The organism is Mesorhizobium sp. WSM1386 (genome assembly GCF_055901595.1).
In genome coordinates this window covers 4,440,193-4,452,306 of record NZ_CM148373.1, presented here as the reverse complement: position 1 = coordinate 4,452,306, position 12,114 = coordinate 4,440,193, and the positions used below count along the sequence as shown (strand labels likewise).

General features: G+C 61.7%; 17 protein-coding genes. 14 read left to right on the top strand and 3 right to left on the bottom strand.

The window, feature by feature from the left end; genetic code table 11:
- Positions 1 to 18: 18 nt before the first annotated feature.
- On the top strand, positions 19 to 471 hold the full coding sequence (locus AC0NIH_RS21690; RefSeq protein ID WP_013895566.1) for a MarR family winged helix-turn-helix transcriptional regulator: 453 nt from the start codon (positions 19 to 21) through the stop codon (positions 469 to 471).
- Positions 472 to 488: 17 nt separating this feature from the next.
- On the opposite strand, the gene AC0NIH_RS21685 is transcribed toward AC0NIH_RS21690, so the two are convergent.
- Both AC0NIH_RS21685 and AC0NIH_RS21680 read right to left on the bottom strand, forming a co-directional pair.
- The gene (locus AC0NIH_RS21685; protein ID WP_023767684.1) at positions 489 to 1,100 is read right to left on the bottom strand and encodes a pyridoxamine 5'-phosphate oxidase family protein; all 612 of its coding nucleotides are present in this window, start codon (positions 1,098 to 1,100) and stop codon (positions 489 to 491) included.
- A 73-nt stretch (positions 1,101 to 1,173) separates the two neighbouring features.
- Positions 1,174 to 1,527, bottom strand: coding sequence for a gamma-butyrobetaine hydroxylase family protein (locus AC0NIH_RS21680; RefSeq protein WP_023767683.1), 354 nt, complete (start codon positions 1,525 to 1,527; stop codon positions 1,174 to 1,176).
- Positions 1,528 to 1,726: 199 nt separating this feature from the next.
- Between AC0NIH_RS21680 and moaA the strand changes: the two genes are divergently transcribed.
- The 13 genes from moaA (at position 1,727) to AC0NIH_RS21615 (ending at position 11,460) form a co-directional block, all read left to right on the top strand.
- Positions 1,727 to 2,722 carry a GTP 3',8-cyclase MoaA gene (moaA, locus tag AC0NIH_RS21675; protein WP_023777323.1) on the top strand — a complete coding sequence of 332 codons (996 nt, stop codon included), beginning with the start codon at positions 1,727 to 1,729 and terminating at the stop codon, positions 2,720 to 2,722.
- Between the two features lie 57 nt (positions 2,723 to 2,779).
- The gene (locus AC0NIH_RS21670) at positions 2,780 to 3,253 is read left to right on the top strand and encodes a hypothetical protein (RefSeq protein ID WP_473464663.1); all 474 of its coding nucleotides are present in this window, start codon (positions 2,780 to 2,782) and stop codon (positions 3,251 to 3,253) included.
- A gap of 117 nt (positions 3,254 to 3,370) precedes the next feature.
- Positions 3,371 to 3,730 (top strand): hypothetical protein, encoded by a 360-nt coding sequence (locus AC0NIH_RS21665; protein WP_287277175.1) that lies wholly within the window; start codon positions 3,371 to 3,373, stop codon positions 3,728 to 3,730.
- Positions 3,731 to 3,907: 177 nt separating this feature from the next.
- On the top strand, positions 3,908 to 4,828 hold the full coding sequence (locus tag AC0NIH_RS21660) for a DMT family transporter (RefSeq protein WP_473464665.1): 921 nt from the start codon (positions 3,908 to 3,910) through the stop codon (positions 4,826 to 4,828).
- A gap of 90 nt (positions 4,829 to 4,918) precedes the next feature.
- The gene (gene mobA / locus AC0NIH_RS21655; RefSeq protein ID WP_473464668.1) at positions 4,919 to 5,545 is read left to right on the top strand and encodes a molybdenum cofactor guanylyltransferase MobA; all 627 of its coding nucleotides are present in this window, start codon (positions 4,919 to 4,921) and stop codon (positions 5,543 to 5,545) included.
- A complete protein-coding gene (gene mobB, locus AC0NIH_RS21650) occupies positions 5,542 to 6,051 on the top strand; it encodes a molybdopterin-guanine dinucleotide biosynthesis protein B (RefSeq protein WP_473464670.1) in 510 nt (169 codons plus the stop codon). Before mobA ends, mobB begins: the two co-directional genes overlap by 4 nt.
- Positions 6,052 to 6,210: 159 nt before the next feature.
- On the top strand, positions 6,211 to 6,996 hold the full coding sequence (locus AC0NIH_RS21645) for an ABC transporter substrate-binding protein (protein WP_013895557.1): 786 nt from the start codon (positions 6,211 to 6,213) through the stop codon (positions 6,994 to 6,996).
- Between the two features lie 79 nt (positions 6,997 to 7,075).
- A complete protein-coding gene (locus tag AC0NIH_RS21640) occupies positions 7,076 to 7,795 on the top strand; it encodes an ABC transporter permease (RefSeq protein WP_352690344.1) in 720 nt (239 codons plus the stop codon).
- Positions 7,792 to 8,613 carry an ABC transporter permease gene (locus AC0NIH_RS21635; protein WP_013895555.1) on the top strand — a complete coding sequence of 274 codons (822 nt, stop codon included), beginning with the start codon at positions 7,792 to 7,794 and terminating at the stop codon, positions 8,611 to 8,613. Before AC0NIH_RS21640 ends, AC0NIH_RS21635 begins: the two co-directional genes overlap by 4 nt.
- Positions 8,614 to 8,725: 112 nt before the next feature.
- Entirely contained in the window at positions 8,726 to 9,595 is an 870-nt protein-coding gene (locus tag AC0NIH_RS21630; protein ID WP_473464674.1) for an NAD(P)-dependent oxidoreductase, read from the top strand.
- Between the two features lie 6 nt (positions 9,596 to 9,601).
- The gene (locus AC0NIH_RS21625) at positions 9,602 to 10,306 is read left to right on the top strand and encodes a DNA alkylation repair protein (protein WP_473464678.1); all 705 of its coding nucleotides are present in this window, start codon (positions 9,602 to 9,604) and stop codon (positions 10,304 to 10,306) included.
- Positions 10,266 to 10,844 (top strand): GNAT family N-acetyltransferase, encoded by a 579-nt coding sequence (locus AC0NIH_RS21620; RefSeq protein WP_473464681.1) that lies wholly within the window; start codon positions 10,266 to 10,268, stop codon positions 10,842 to 10,844. The genes AC0NIH_RS21625 and AC0NIH_RS21620 overlap by 41 nt, the downstream gene beginning before the upstream one ends.
- Before the next feature lie 46 nt (positions 10,845 to 10,890).
- A complete protein-coding gene (locus AC0NIH_RS21615) occupies positions 10,891 to 11,460 on the top strand; it encodes a DUF3299 domain-containing protein (protein WP_473464683.1) in 570 nt (189 codons plus the stop codon).
- Between the two features lie 118 nt (positions 11,461 to 11,578).
- Here the strand turns inward: AC0NIH_RS21615 and AC0NIH_RS21610 are convergent, their stop codons facing one another.
- Complete coding sequence (locus AC0NIH_RS21610) at positions 11,579 to 12,070, bottom strand: Lrp/AsnC family transcriptional regulator (RefSeq protein ID WP_006205209.1); 492 nt, start codon at positions 12,068 to 12,070, stop codon at positions 11,579 to 11,581.
- Positions 12,071 to 12,114: the final 44 nt, after the last annotated feature.

Below are 12,114 nucleotides of genomic sequence, written 5' to 3'. Positions count from 1 at the left end.
GAACATAATAGTTCAAAGATGAACAATAGACAAGAGCTACCCTGGGACAACCCGCGTTTTCGCAACTGGGTCGCGGTGGCGCGCGCCTGCCATGTGCTGGAGCGTACGCTGGCGGTGAAGCTCGCGCCGCTCGATCTCAAGCCGGCACAGCTCGACGTGCTGATGAACCTCTACCGCCACCCCGGCATGTCGCAGCACGACCTTGCCCGCAAGCTGCTCGTCGGCCGCTCCAACATCACCATGCTGCTGCCGCAGCTGGAGGCACGCGGCCTGCTGCGTCGCGAGACCGACGAGAAGGACAGGCGCATCCTGCGGCTCGCTCTGACCGAAGCCGGCGAGGCACTGCTGATGCAGGCGCTGAAAGTGCACATGGCGCTGATCGAAAAGGCGATGAGCCAGTCGACGCCGGAACAGTGCGACATGATCGGCGACCAGATGCGCAAGATCTATGAAGTGCTGAAGGAAGCCTAGCACCCAAGGTGCACCGGCTACCACATCGTCTTCTTCGCCCGCTCCGGCCATTCCTTGTCGTAAGCCTCGCCGTCGATGTTCTTGCGGCTGGTGATTTCCAGGATCTGTCCGGGCGTCGGCAGCGACTTCGGATCGACATGCCTGGCCGGATTCCAGAGTTCCGATCGCACGATGGCGCGGGCGCACTGGAAATAGACCGAATCGACATCGATGACGGTCACCGAGCGCGCCGCCTTGCCCTCGATCGTGAACGACGCGCAAAGTGCTGCATCCGTGGTGATATGGGCCCGACCGTTGATGCGCAGCGTGGTGCCGGAACCCGGCACCAGGAACAGCAGCCCGACACGCGGATCCCTGATGATGTTCTTCAGCGAATCGGCGCGGTTGTTGCCACGCCGATCCGGCATCATCACCGTTCGCGGATCGACGATCCTGACGAAGCCGGCGAGATCGCCGCGTGGCGAGCAGTCGAGCCCCTCCGGCCCGCTGGTCGCCAGGGCGACGAAGGGCGAGGCCTCGATGAAGGCGGTATATTCAGGGATGAGATGATCGAGTTCCTTGACCAGCGAGGCCTCGCCCGGAATTCCATAGAGCGCCTCGAGCTGCTCGACCGTGGTGATGATGGACATCGTTTTCGCCTCCGAACCTTTGCCGGCGCTACTCCAGATATGTGACGTCCTGACGACGCCAGCATGCGGGGAATCAGCGATCCCGGCTCAAGCCCTTCTCCGCCAATTCCGCGACATAGGCATTCCAGCGCTCGTCCTTCTCGTGTCCGAGCGTGTGCAGGTAGTTCCAGGTGAATATGCCGGTGTCGTGGAAATCGTCGAAGGTGATGCGCACGGCATAATTGCCAATCGGCTCGATCTTCAGGATCGCCACATTCCGCTTGCCGGGAACCGTCACGCGCTGTTCGGGCGAATGGCCCTGCACCTCCGCCGAAGGCGACGCCACGCGCAAGAGCTCCGCCGGCAGCTCGAAAGGCTGGTGACCGGGAAACGTCACGGTGAGCTGCTTGCGGTCCTTCGAGACCCTGAGTTCTTTTGGCGCGGTCATTCTGTTCGATCCGGTGTCATCCACCCTTCCCTACGCTGCTTCGCCAGGTCGGAAAAGGCTGTTTGAGATGAGCCGACATGCAATGTCGGCCTCGAGATGTTACCAGGGATCAACACCTTCTATCTTGAATGGCTGGCCGCTTCGTATCACATAGCGGTATATAACGATGCCACTCATGGCTACGGGAAGCGCTTGAAGCATGGACATGATCGACCCCTTCGGTCGCACGATCAGCTATCTCAGAGTGTCGGTCACCGACCGCTGCGATTTCCGTTGCACCTATTGCATGGCCGAGGACATGGCCTTCCTGCCCAAGAAGGATCTGCTGTCGCTGGAAGAACTCGACCGGCTCTGTACCGTCTTCATCGAAAAGGGTGTCAGAAGGCTGCGCCTCACCGGCGGTGAACCGCTGGTACGCAAGAACATCATGCATCTGGTGCGCCAGCTGTCGAGGCACCTGGAAAGCGGCGCCTTGGAAGAATTGACGCTGACGACCAACGGCTCGCAGCTTGCGCGCTTCGCCGCCGAACTCGCCGATTGCGGCGTCAAGCGCATCAATGTTTCGCTCGATACGCTTGACGCCGACAAGTTCCACAAGATCACCCGCTGGGGCCATCTCGACAAGGTCATGGCCGGCATCGACGCCGCTCAGGCGGCCGGGCTGAAGGTCAAGCTCAACGCGGTGGCGCTGAAGGATTTCAACGACGCCGAACTGCCCGAGATGATGCGCTGGGCGCATGGCCGCGGCATGGACCTGACGGTCATCGAAACCATGCCGATGGGCGAGATCGACGCCGACCGCACGGACCAGTACCTGCCGCTGTCGCTGCTGCGTGCCTCGCTGGAGCGCCAGTTCACCTTGACCGACATCCCCTTCAAGACCGGCGGCCCGGCGCGCTACGTTCATGTCGCCGAGACCGATGGAAAACTCGGCTTCATCACGCCGATGACGCACAATTTCTGCGAGAGCTGCAACCGCGTCCGGCTGACCTGCACCGGCACGCTCTATATGTGCCTCGGCCAGGAAGATGCTGCCGATCTGCGTGCGCCCTTGCGTGCGTCCGAAGGCAATGAGTTGCTCGCCGACGCTATCGACGAAGCCATCGGCCGCAAGCCCAAAGGTCATGATTTCATCATCGACCGCCGAACCAGCCGCCCATCGGTGTCCCGGCATATGAGCGTCACCGGCGGCTGACCTTCCCACGGATTTGTGCAAGGATTGCCTCGTGGCCTTCGGACAACGGGGTAAGGCATGAGGCGGTTCTTTTCGATCGTGACGTCTTTCGCGACGATTTCGGCAAGCGCCGCGATTGCCGCGCCTTTCACCTATGTGAACGAGCGTTTCGGCACGGTCTGCACCTTCCCGGATGAGATATTCAACGATCGCCAGCCTGAGCCCGACAATGGCGACGGACAGGTATGGCTGAGCGCGGATGGTGCCAGCCTGACCTGCTCCGGCATCACCAACATCGATGACGAAACCCCGAAAGGCTTCGTCGCCGAAGAGAAGGCGAGCAAGGAGCCAGGCTACAAGATCACCTACAGCAAGACCGGCAAGGACTGGGCGGTGTTGTCGGGGCTCAAGGACGACAAGGTCTTCTACGAGCGGCGCTTGTTCGGAAAGGACGGCGTCATCCGCACGGTGTGGATCGATTACCCGCCGGCTGTGAGATCGAAATACGACCCGCTGGTCGGTGCGATCGCCGGCAGTCTCAAAGGGCCATGAGCATTCTCGGGCACATCCCAGAAAAAGTCTGATCCGCAAACGGTTGTCGGATTTACCGCCAGCACGTTCCGGCCTAGCTTTCGCTCGGCGGAATCGTCACTCACAGGGGGTTACATCATGCGCAAACTCATTCTTTCTCTCGCATTGCTCGGCCTTGCGGCCGTGCCCGCGACAGCCCAGTCGATCGGCGGCACCTACACCGTTGCCGGCACCAATTTCGACGGATCGCCCTATGGCGGCGAAGCCACAATCACGCTGACCAGCGGAACCACCTGCACGATCCATTGGGAAACGGGCGGCTCTTCTTCCGACGGTATCTGCATGCGCAACGACAATGCCTTTTCGGCCGGCTATGTAATGGACAAGGACATCGGCCTCGTCGTCTACAAGGTTCAGGATGATGGCTCGCTGCATGGCCTGTGGACGATCGCCGGCAAGGAAGGCAACGGCACCGAGATCCTGACGCCGAAGAAATAGCCATCGCGGCGGCACGGCTCGTCGGGATGCGAATTCGCTTTCCGGCAGATACGCGACGAATCCGGACATGATTTCCCACCAGGACGATGGGTGACCGGGCCCTGGTACAGCCCTTTGCCGTTGCTGTTTCGCGGCGGGCTGTTACAGGCTTGCTTGCCAAAGCAACCGGTAGATGTCTTGCCTCTTTCTCCAAATCTTCGCGGCGCGTTGTTCATGATGGTGGCGATGGTTGGCTTCACGCTCAACGACGCCATCACCAAATACTCGTCGCAATCGATGAACATGGCGCAGGTCATGCTGATCAGGGGAGCGTTTGCCTCGCTCTTCGTCGGCCTGCTGGCCTGGCAGCGTGGCGCGCTTTTCCAGCCGCGCCTGATGCTGCAGCCTTTGGTGGCAATCCGCGTCCTGGCCGAAGCCGGCGCCACGGTGTCATTCCTCGTGGCGCTGGCCCATCTGCCGATCGGCAGTGTCTCGGCCGTTCTGCAGGCGCTGCCGCTGGCGGTGACGACGGGTGCGGCGCTGTTTTTCGGCGAAGCGGTCGGCTGGCGTCGCTGGCTGGCGATCGCCGCCGGTTTCGCCGGCGTTATGATCATCGTGCGGCCGGGCTTTGACGGTTTCAGCCTGTATTCCCTTTGGGCGCTGGCCAGCGTTGCCTGCTGCACCGTGCGCGATCTCGCCACCAGGCGCATCCCTCGGGCCATCCCGACCATGCTCGTCTCGACCGCCACCGCCCTTGCGATGACCGTCGTCGGCGCGGCGTTGCTGGCGCCGATGGGCGGCTGGACGCCGATGAGCGGCAAAAGCACGGCGCTGCTGGCGCTGGCGGCGGTGCTGGTGCTCGTCGGCTATCAGTTCATCATCATGGCGATGCGCTCGGGCGAAATCTCCTTCGTCGCGCCATTCCGCTACACCGCACTCCTTTGGTCCATACTGCTCGGCTTGATCGTCTTCGGCGATTTTCCGGACGCGCCGATGATCGTCGGCGCAACAATAGTCGTCGGCTCTGGTCTCTATACGCTTTATCGCGAACGGGTGGTCGGCCGGCGAAGGATCGTCGCCGAAAGCACCGGGCCAGCCATGGCGCCAGATGGTATCTAGGAAGACGGGATCTAGCCGGATGGGATCTGGAGAGACGGGATCCAGGAAGTTGCTTGCGATTTTCGGCGGCAGGCCTACAGGCTGAGTGTCATGAAGCGAGACGTCGCAGGGATCATCCTGGCCGGTGGCCAGTCGAGACGAATGGGCGGCGGCGACAAGAGCCTGTTGCCGCTCGGCGGCGGCTGCGTGCTCGACCAGGTGCTGTCGCGCCTTGGCCCGCAGATCGAGACCCTGGCGCTGAGCGCCAATGGCGATCCGGAACGCTTTTCCCGTTTCGGTTTGCCCGTGCTTGCCGACACGGTCCCGGGCTTTGCCGGTCCGTTGGCCGGCATCCTGACCGGTCTCGAATGGGCCGTTGCCGGCAGGCTTTGCGAGGCGATCGTCACCGCGGCCGGCGATACGCCTTTCCTGCCGCTTGACCTCGTCGACCGCCTGGCGGCGGCGGCAGGCGAGCATCCAGGGTCAATTGCCGTCGCCTCTTCGGCTGGCCGGCGGCATCCGACCTTCGCGCTGTGGCCGGTCGAATGCCGTGATGCGCTGCGGCAGTTCCTGGTCGATGAGGACAACCGGCGGGTTTCGGTCTTCATCGAGCGCCATGGTCATGTCGAGGTGGAATTTCCGGTCCTGCAATCCGCCGGGCTCGACCCTTTCTTCAACATCAACGTGCCCGACGATCTTGCCCAGGCCGCGCGCCTGTTGCAGAGCATGACGCCATGAACAGACGCGTCTTCGGCATCACCGGCTGGAAAAACTCCGGCAAGACCACACTGACCGAAAAGCTGGTCGCCGAGTTCGTGCGGCGCGGCTGGAAGGTCTCGACGGTCAAACATGCTCATCATGATTTCGACATCGACAAGCCGGGGGCCGACAGCTTCCGCCATCGGCAGGCCGGCGCCACCGAGGTTGCGATCGTGTCCGGCAATCGCTGGGCGCTGATGCACGAGTTGCGTGGCGAGGACGAACCGCCGCTGGATGGCATCCTCTCGCGGCTCGCCCCGTGCCACATCGTGCTGGTCGAAGGCTACAAGCGCGAATCCCACCGCAAGATCGAAACCAGGCGGCTGGACGCAAAGGACCGGACGCCGCTTTCGGCGGATGATCCCAATATTGTCGCTGTCGCCGCGGATTTCGCCATCGCGGACAAGAGCCTGCCGGCATTCGACCTCGATGACATAAAATCGATAGCCGACTTCATCGAGCGCACGACCGGCCTCGTTGCCTGACAACTAACGTAACGGCAGAACGCGATTGCCGATCTTGGTGGTTTTGCAGTTGCTTTTTTCTTGGAAAGAGTGGGAGTATCGCCCTCAGCGGGCGGTCAAAAGCACCGCCCCACAGAGCCGTTTCGGAACGACGGCCGGGACCATAAAGAGAGGACTATCATGCGTATTGCACTGCGTATCGCGCTCGCCGCTTCGGCCGCGCTGCTGACGCTCGGCGTAGCCCAGGCCCAGGAGAAAACCCTGAGGATCGGCACCGAGGGCGCCTACCCCCCGTTCAACAACCTGACCTCTGACGGCAAGCTCGTCGGCTTCGACATCGACATCGCCCAGGCGCTTTGCGACCAGATGAAGGTCAAGTGCACCTTCGTCGCCCAGGATTGGGACGGCATCATCCCGGCGCTCCAGGCTGGCAAGTTCGACGCCATCGTCGCCTCGATGTCGATCACGCCGGAGCGGAAGGAGAAGGTCGACTTCTCGCATAAATACTACAACACACCCTCGGCGCTCGCCGTGCCGAAGGACTCGACGCTGAAGGGTGTGACCAAGGAAGATCTCGCCGGCAAGACCATCGGTGTCGCCACCACGACCACCCATTTCAACTATGCCTCGAAGACCTACACCGACAGCACCGTGAAGGGCTATCCGAGCAGCCCCGAGGAGCAGGCGGATCTTGCCAATGGTCGTCTCGACGCCATCGAGGACGATATCGTCGTGCTGCAGCAATGGCTGGATTCGCCTGATGGCGCCTGCTGCAAGATCCTCGGCCAGCCGTCGCCGCAACCCGTCGATATCTTCGGACCGGGCGCAGGCATTGCGGTGCGCAAGGGCGAGACCGACCTGGTCAACAAGCTCAATGAAGCCATCGACGCCATCCGCGCCAATGGAAAATACAAGGAAATCAACGACAAGTACTTCAAGTTCGACGTCTACGGCGCCGAGTCCTGATAGACAGGTTCAAGACGGCGGGGAACTCCCCGCCGTCTTTCTATTCATCTTGGGAACGCCGTGGGGATAAGATCCGTCGATGCCAGCCCAGAGCATATGGACACTTCTCAGTTGGGGACCTGATGGCTGGAGTGACGATATTGCGTATGGCATCGTAGTAACGGTTCTGCTTGCGCTGGCGACGCTGCCCATTGGTTTGACGATTGGCTTTTTCATTGCGCTGGGCAAGCAATCCGAAGAGCCCTCGCTGCGCCTCGCCGCCAATATCTACACCACGGTCTTCCGTGGCCTGCCGGAACTGGTGACGCTCTTCCTGTTCTTCTTCGGCGTGCCGATCCTGCTGCAGCACCTCATCCGCTATTTCCGGCCTGAAGCAACGATCGACGTCAACAGCTTCGTCGCCGGGATGATCGTGCTCTCGCTGATCTTCTCATCCTACGCCAGCGAGGTTTTCCTTTCGGCCTTTCGTGCCATCCCGAAGGGGCAATATGAGGGTGGCTACGCCATCGGACTTTCGTACGGGCAGACAATGCGCAAGGTGATCTTGCCGCAGCTGCTGCGCATCGCCTTCCCCGGTCTCGAGAATTGCTGGCTCAGCCTGTTGAAGGACACCTCGCTGGTGTCGGTCGTCGGTCTGGCGGAGACGTTGCGCAACGCCGGTGTGGCCGCTCGCGTGACAAAACATTCGTTCCTGTTTTATGGCGTGGCGGCCTTGGTCTTTCTCGGTCTGGCCATCGTGTCGTCTTTCGCCACCAGCGCCATTTTGCACTCGCTCGGCAAACGGGAGGCGCAACGATGAGTGCCACCGCCACCATGGTTGAACGGCCGCCGCCGCAGGTGCGCGGCTGGCCACGCAAGCGTATCGTCGGCTATGCGCTGGTTGGCCTGTGGATAGCCTTCGGCCTCGGCATCGTCAGCTACCTCTTCTTTGCCTGGAACGCCGCCTTCTTCGCCAAATATGCACCCGCCTATCTGCGGGGGCTGGGCGTCACCCTGTCGCTGGTGGCCATCTCGATGGTGCTTGGCGCCGTTCTGTCGATGCCTGTTGCGTATGGGCGTATGTCCAGGAACCGGATCCTGTCCGGCCTTGCCTATTGCTACGTCTACTTTTTCCGGGGCACGCCACTGCTGGTCCAGACATTCCTGGTCTATTACGGGCTGGGTTCGTTCCGGCCGGAGCTCCAGATGGTCGGGCTTTGGGATTTTTTCAAGGATGCCTTCAACTGCGGTGTCTTTGCCTTTTCACTCAACACCGCCGCCTACCAGGCGGAAATCCTGCGCGGCGCCATCGAGAGCGTGCCGAGGGGCCAGTGGGAAGGAGCTGCTTCGCTTGGCCTGCACAAATTGCAGACGCTGCGCAAGATCGTCCTGCCGCAAGCGCTGATCGTCGCCTTGCGGCCTTACGGCAATGAGCTGATCCTGATGGTCAAGGCGTCGGCGATCGTCGCCATCATCACCGTCTACGACCTGATGGGCAATGCAAAGCTCGCCTTCGCCAACTCCTTCGACATCCAGGCCTATATCTGGGTTGCCCTGGTGTACCTTGTGATGGTCGAGTTGCTGCGCCATGGCATCGAATGGATCGAGCGGCGGATCACCATCCACCTGAAGCGCTGATCATTTTTCGAATCGGCTGCACCAGTCGATCCGACCATGCGCGTCTTGACGAATTGAGCGCAGAGCCTAGAGCTTTCGCAACAATTCGATTTTCAGTCTGAAGGGCAAGCTCATGGCATCTGTGGCATTTCTCGGTCTTGGCGTCATGGGCTATCCCATGGCCGGGCACCTGAAGAACAAGGGCGGCCACGACGTCACCGTCTACAACCGCACCCGCGCGAAAGCCGAACAGTGGGTCTCTCAACATGGCGGCAGCCTTGCCGCGACGCCGGCGCAGGCCGCCGAGGGCAAGGATTTCGTCTTTTCCTGCGTCGGCAATGACGACGATCTGCGCTCGGTGACGACTGGTCCCGAAGGCGCGTTCAAGGCGATGAAGAAAGGTTCGGTCTTCATCGACAACACCACGGCCTCGGCGGAAGTCGCGCGCGAACTGGCGGAAGCCGCGCGGTCGAGCGGGTTTTCCTTCCTCGACGCGCCGGTCTCCGGTGGCCAGGCCGGCGCCGAGAACGGCGTGCTGACGGTCATGGTCGGTGGTGATCAGGCTGCTTTCGACAGCGCAAGGCCGATCATCGACGCCTATGCCCGCATGGTTGGACTGATGGGACCGGTGGGCGCCGGCCAGCTCACCAAGATGATCAACCAGATCACCATTGCCGGTCTCGTGCAGGGTTTGGCCGAAGGCATCCATTTCGGCAAAAAGGCCGGGCTCGACATCGAGAAGGTGATCGAGGTGATTTCCAAGGGCGCGGCCGGTTCGTGGCAGATGGAAAACCGGCACAAGACGATGAACGCCGGAAAATATGATTTCGGCTTCGCCGTCGACTGGATGCGCAAGGATCTCGGCATCTGCCTGGCGGAGGCCGACCGCAATGGCGCCAAACTGCCGGTGACCGCGCTCGTCGATCAGTTCTACAAGGACGTGCAGGCAATGGGCGGCAAGCGTTGGGACACGTCCTCGCTGCTGGCGCGGCTGGAGAAGTAGGCGACGATGTCCCTGCCCGTTCCAGGTTGGACCGCGCAGGACATCGTCACGCATCTGCGCTCGATCGGCACCGAGGAGAACCGCGCCGGCATGGCGCGGTTCGGCATCAACACCGCGACCGCGCTCGGCGTAGGCAACACGGATTTGCGGCCTCTGGCGCGCAAGGTGAAGCGCAACCACGAGCGCTCCCTGGCGCTGTGGAACAGCGGCATTCGCGAAGCGCGGCTGATGGCGGCGTTCACCGGCGAGCCGAAGAGGATCACCATCGAAGATTGCCGCCGCTGGGCCGGCGACTTCAATTCCTGGGAGATCGTCGACACTGTCTCCGACCTGTTCGTCGACACGCCGTTCTGGCGCGACTTGATCGAGGAGTTCGCCGCCGACGAGCGTGAATTCGTCCGCCGCACGGCCTTTGCCATGCTCGCATGGGCAGCCGTGCATCTGAAGAAGGAGCCGGACGCGACGTTCCTGTCCTACCTGCTCTTGATCGAAGCCCATGCCGGTGATGAGCGCAACTTCGTCAGGAAGGCGGTCAACTGGGCGCTGCGGCAGATCGGCAAGCGCTCGACGGACTTGCATGCCCCTGCCCTTGTCCTGGCGCGGAAACTTGCGGCCGCCACGGACAAGACCGCGCGCTGGATCGGCAAGGACGCCGCGAAGGAACTATCCGATGCCAAGACACTCGAACGCCTCGCCGCCGGAAAAGTTTGACATCGCCAATACCCGTTTCACCGACGTGACGCGGGCAACGCGCGGTGGCTTCGAGACCTTGTTCGAACAGCCCGACGCGCCGAAATACTGCTGGTGCATGGCTTGGCGGCGCTCCGGCCGCGAGCACATCCAGAGCGACGAGAAGAAACGCCTGATGACGGCGCTCATCGATACCGGCACACCAGTCGGCATCCTCGCCGAGATAGGCGGCAAGGCGGTCGGCTGGTGTTCGGTTGCGCCGCGCGAAACCTACCGCAGACTTTCAAATCGGCAAGACGACAGCGAGACCGGCGTGTGGTCGATCGTCTGCTTTTATGTGCCAAGGGCGCTGCGCGGCGGCGGCCTTGCCTCCGCATTGCTCGACGCAGCCATTGACCATGCCTTCGCCAAGGGGGCGCGCATCATCGAGGCCTATCCGGTGGAGGATGCGTCGCCGAGTTATCGTTTTATGGGCTTTCGCGATCTGTTTGCGGTTCGCGGCTTCCACGAGATCGGCATGGCCGGTTCTCGCCGACATGTGATGCGGTTGGAGCGTTGACGTCGGCGGCGGCGGCGTCTTTACTCGCCCGCAAAGGAAGCGGCCGATGAGCAATCTTCTCAAGTCAATCGTAGCGCTCGCGGCCGCACTGTTTGCATCCGCGGTCACTTCCGCCTCGGCCGAAACCGCACATATCTTCTGGAAGGATCTTCGCCCGGCGACCCAGGCGGTTGCCGAAGACGCAGGGTTGCCGATGATCGCCGCGAAACTGCCCGATCACGGCGAGACGCTGTCGCTCGATCTGAGGGACAGGACCATAGAATTGGCCGGCTATGCATTGCCAGTCGATCGCGACGGCGACCTCGTCTATCAGTTTCTGCTGGTGCCGTGGACGGGTGCGTGCAGCCACATGCCGACGCCACCGCCCAACCAGATCGTGCTGGTCACACCAGCCCATCCGTACAAGATGTCGCAAGCCTACCAGCCGGTGGCCGTCACCGGCGCCCTGAAGCCGGACATGGAGAAGAGCCAGTTGTTCATTCTGGACGGCGTCAGCGTTATCCAGTCCGGATACGCGGTACGCAAGGCGGAGGTGGTCGGCGTCGACACGGTGCCAGACACCATCACCCTGCCGGTGAATTCGCCCTGGAGTTTCCTCAACAAAAAGAAGAACTGAGCGAGCCGCCTCGTCTTAATGAATATCGCCCAAAAGTGAGCTCGGTTTTGGGAGAACGACATGCATGAAAACAAAGACCTAAAGCACGTCGCATGAATCCGTTTCAGCGCGACGCGCTTTAGGCAGCGTTGGCACCCGATTCCTTGTCCAGCACCATGTAGTCGAGCGGGATTTCGGTAGTGTACTTGATCTGCTCCATGGCGAAGGACGACGACACGTCGCGGATCTCGATCTTGGCGATCAGCCGCTTGTAGAAGGCGTCATAGGCGGCAATATCGGGCACCACGACGCGCAAGAGATAGTCGACGTCACCGCTCATGCGGTAGAACTCGACCACCTCGGGAAATTCCTGGATCACCTCGGAAAACCGCCGCAGCCATTCATGGCTGTGCGAATTGGTGCGGATCGACACGAAGACGGTGACCCGCACATTGACCTTCTCATGATCGAGGATGGCGACGCGCCGCTTGATGACGCCCTCCTCCTCGAGCTTCTGGATCCGGCGCCAGCAAGGTGTGGTCGACAGGCCGACTTTCTTGGCGACATCGGCGACCGCGAGCGTCGCGTCCTCCTGCAGGAGGCGGAGAATTTTTCTGTCGAGGCGGTCCATTGAAGCGCTCCTGGGGAATAGATTGGCTATACTCCCTCTTATTT

Bases quoted from the DNA above. Each gene is read 5' to 3' on its own strand.
- AC0NIH_RS21680 (WP_023767683.1), bottom strand. From the start codon at position 1,527: ATGACCGCGCCAAAAGAACTCAGGGTCTCGAAGGACCGCAAGCAGCTC.
- AC0NIH_RS21620 (WP_473464681.1), top strand. From the start codon at position 10,266: ATGCCAAGACACTCGAACGCCTCGCCGCCGGAAAAGTTTGACATCGCC.
- AC0NIH_RS21670 (WP_473464663.1), top strand. From the start codon at position 2,780: ATGAGGCGGTTCTTTTCGATCGTGACGTCTTTCGCGACGATTTCGGCA.
- AC0NIH_RS21635 (WP_013895555.1), top strand. From the start codon at position 7,792: ATGAGTGCCACCGCCACCATGGTTGAACGGCCGCCGCCGCAGGTGCGC.
- AC0NIH_RS21630 (WP_473464674.1), top strand. From the start codon at position 8,726: ATGGCATCTGTGGCATTTCTCGGTCTTGGCGTCATGGGCTATCCCATG.
- AC0NIH_RS21640 (WP_352690344.1), top strand. From the start codon at position 7,076: ATGCCAGCCCAGAGCATATGGACACTTCTCAGTTGGGGACCTGATGGC.
- moaA (WP_023777323.1), top strand. From the start codon at position 1,727: ATGGACATGATCGACCCCTTCGGTCGCACGATCAGCTATCTCAGAGTG.
- AC0NIH_RS21665 (WP_287277175.1), top strand. From the start codon at position 3,371: ATGCGCAAACTCATTCTTTCTCTCGCATTGCTCGGCCTTGCGGCCGTG.
- AC0NIH_RS21625 (WP_473464678.1), top strand. From the start codon at position 9,602: ATGTCCCTGCCCGTTCCAGGTTGGACCGCGCAGGACATCGTCACGCAT.
- mobA (WP_473464668.1), top strand. From the start codon at position 4,919: ATGAAGCGAGACGTCGCAGGGATCATCCTGGCCGGTGGCCAGTCGAGA.
- AC0NIH_RS21615 (WP_473464683.1), top strand. From the start codon at position 10,891: ATGAGCAATCTTCTCAAGTCAATCGTAGCGCTCGCGGCCGCACTGTTT.
- AC0NIH_RS21690 (WP_013895566.1), top strand. From the start codon at position 19: ATGAACAATAGACAAGAGCTACCCTGGGACAACCCGCGTTTTCGCAAC.
- AC0NIH_RS21645 (WP_013895557.1), top strand. From the start codon at position 6,211: ATGCGTATTGCACTGCGTATCGCGCTCGCCGCTTCGGCCGCGCTGCTG.
- AC0NIH_RS21685 (WP_023767684.1), bottom strand. From the start codon at position 1,100: ATGTCCATCATCACCACGGTCGAGCAGCTCGAGGCGCTCTATGGAATT.
- AC0NIH_RS21610 (WP_006205209.1), bottom strand. From the start codon at position 12,070: ATGGACCGCCTCGACAGAAAAATTCTCCGCCTCCTGCAGGAGGACGCG.
- mobB (WP_473464670.1), top strand. From the start codon at position 5,542: ATGAACAGACGCGTCTTCGGCATCACCGGCTGGAAAAACTCCGGCAAG.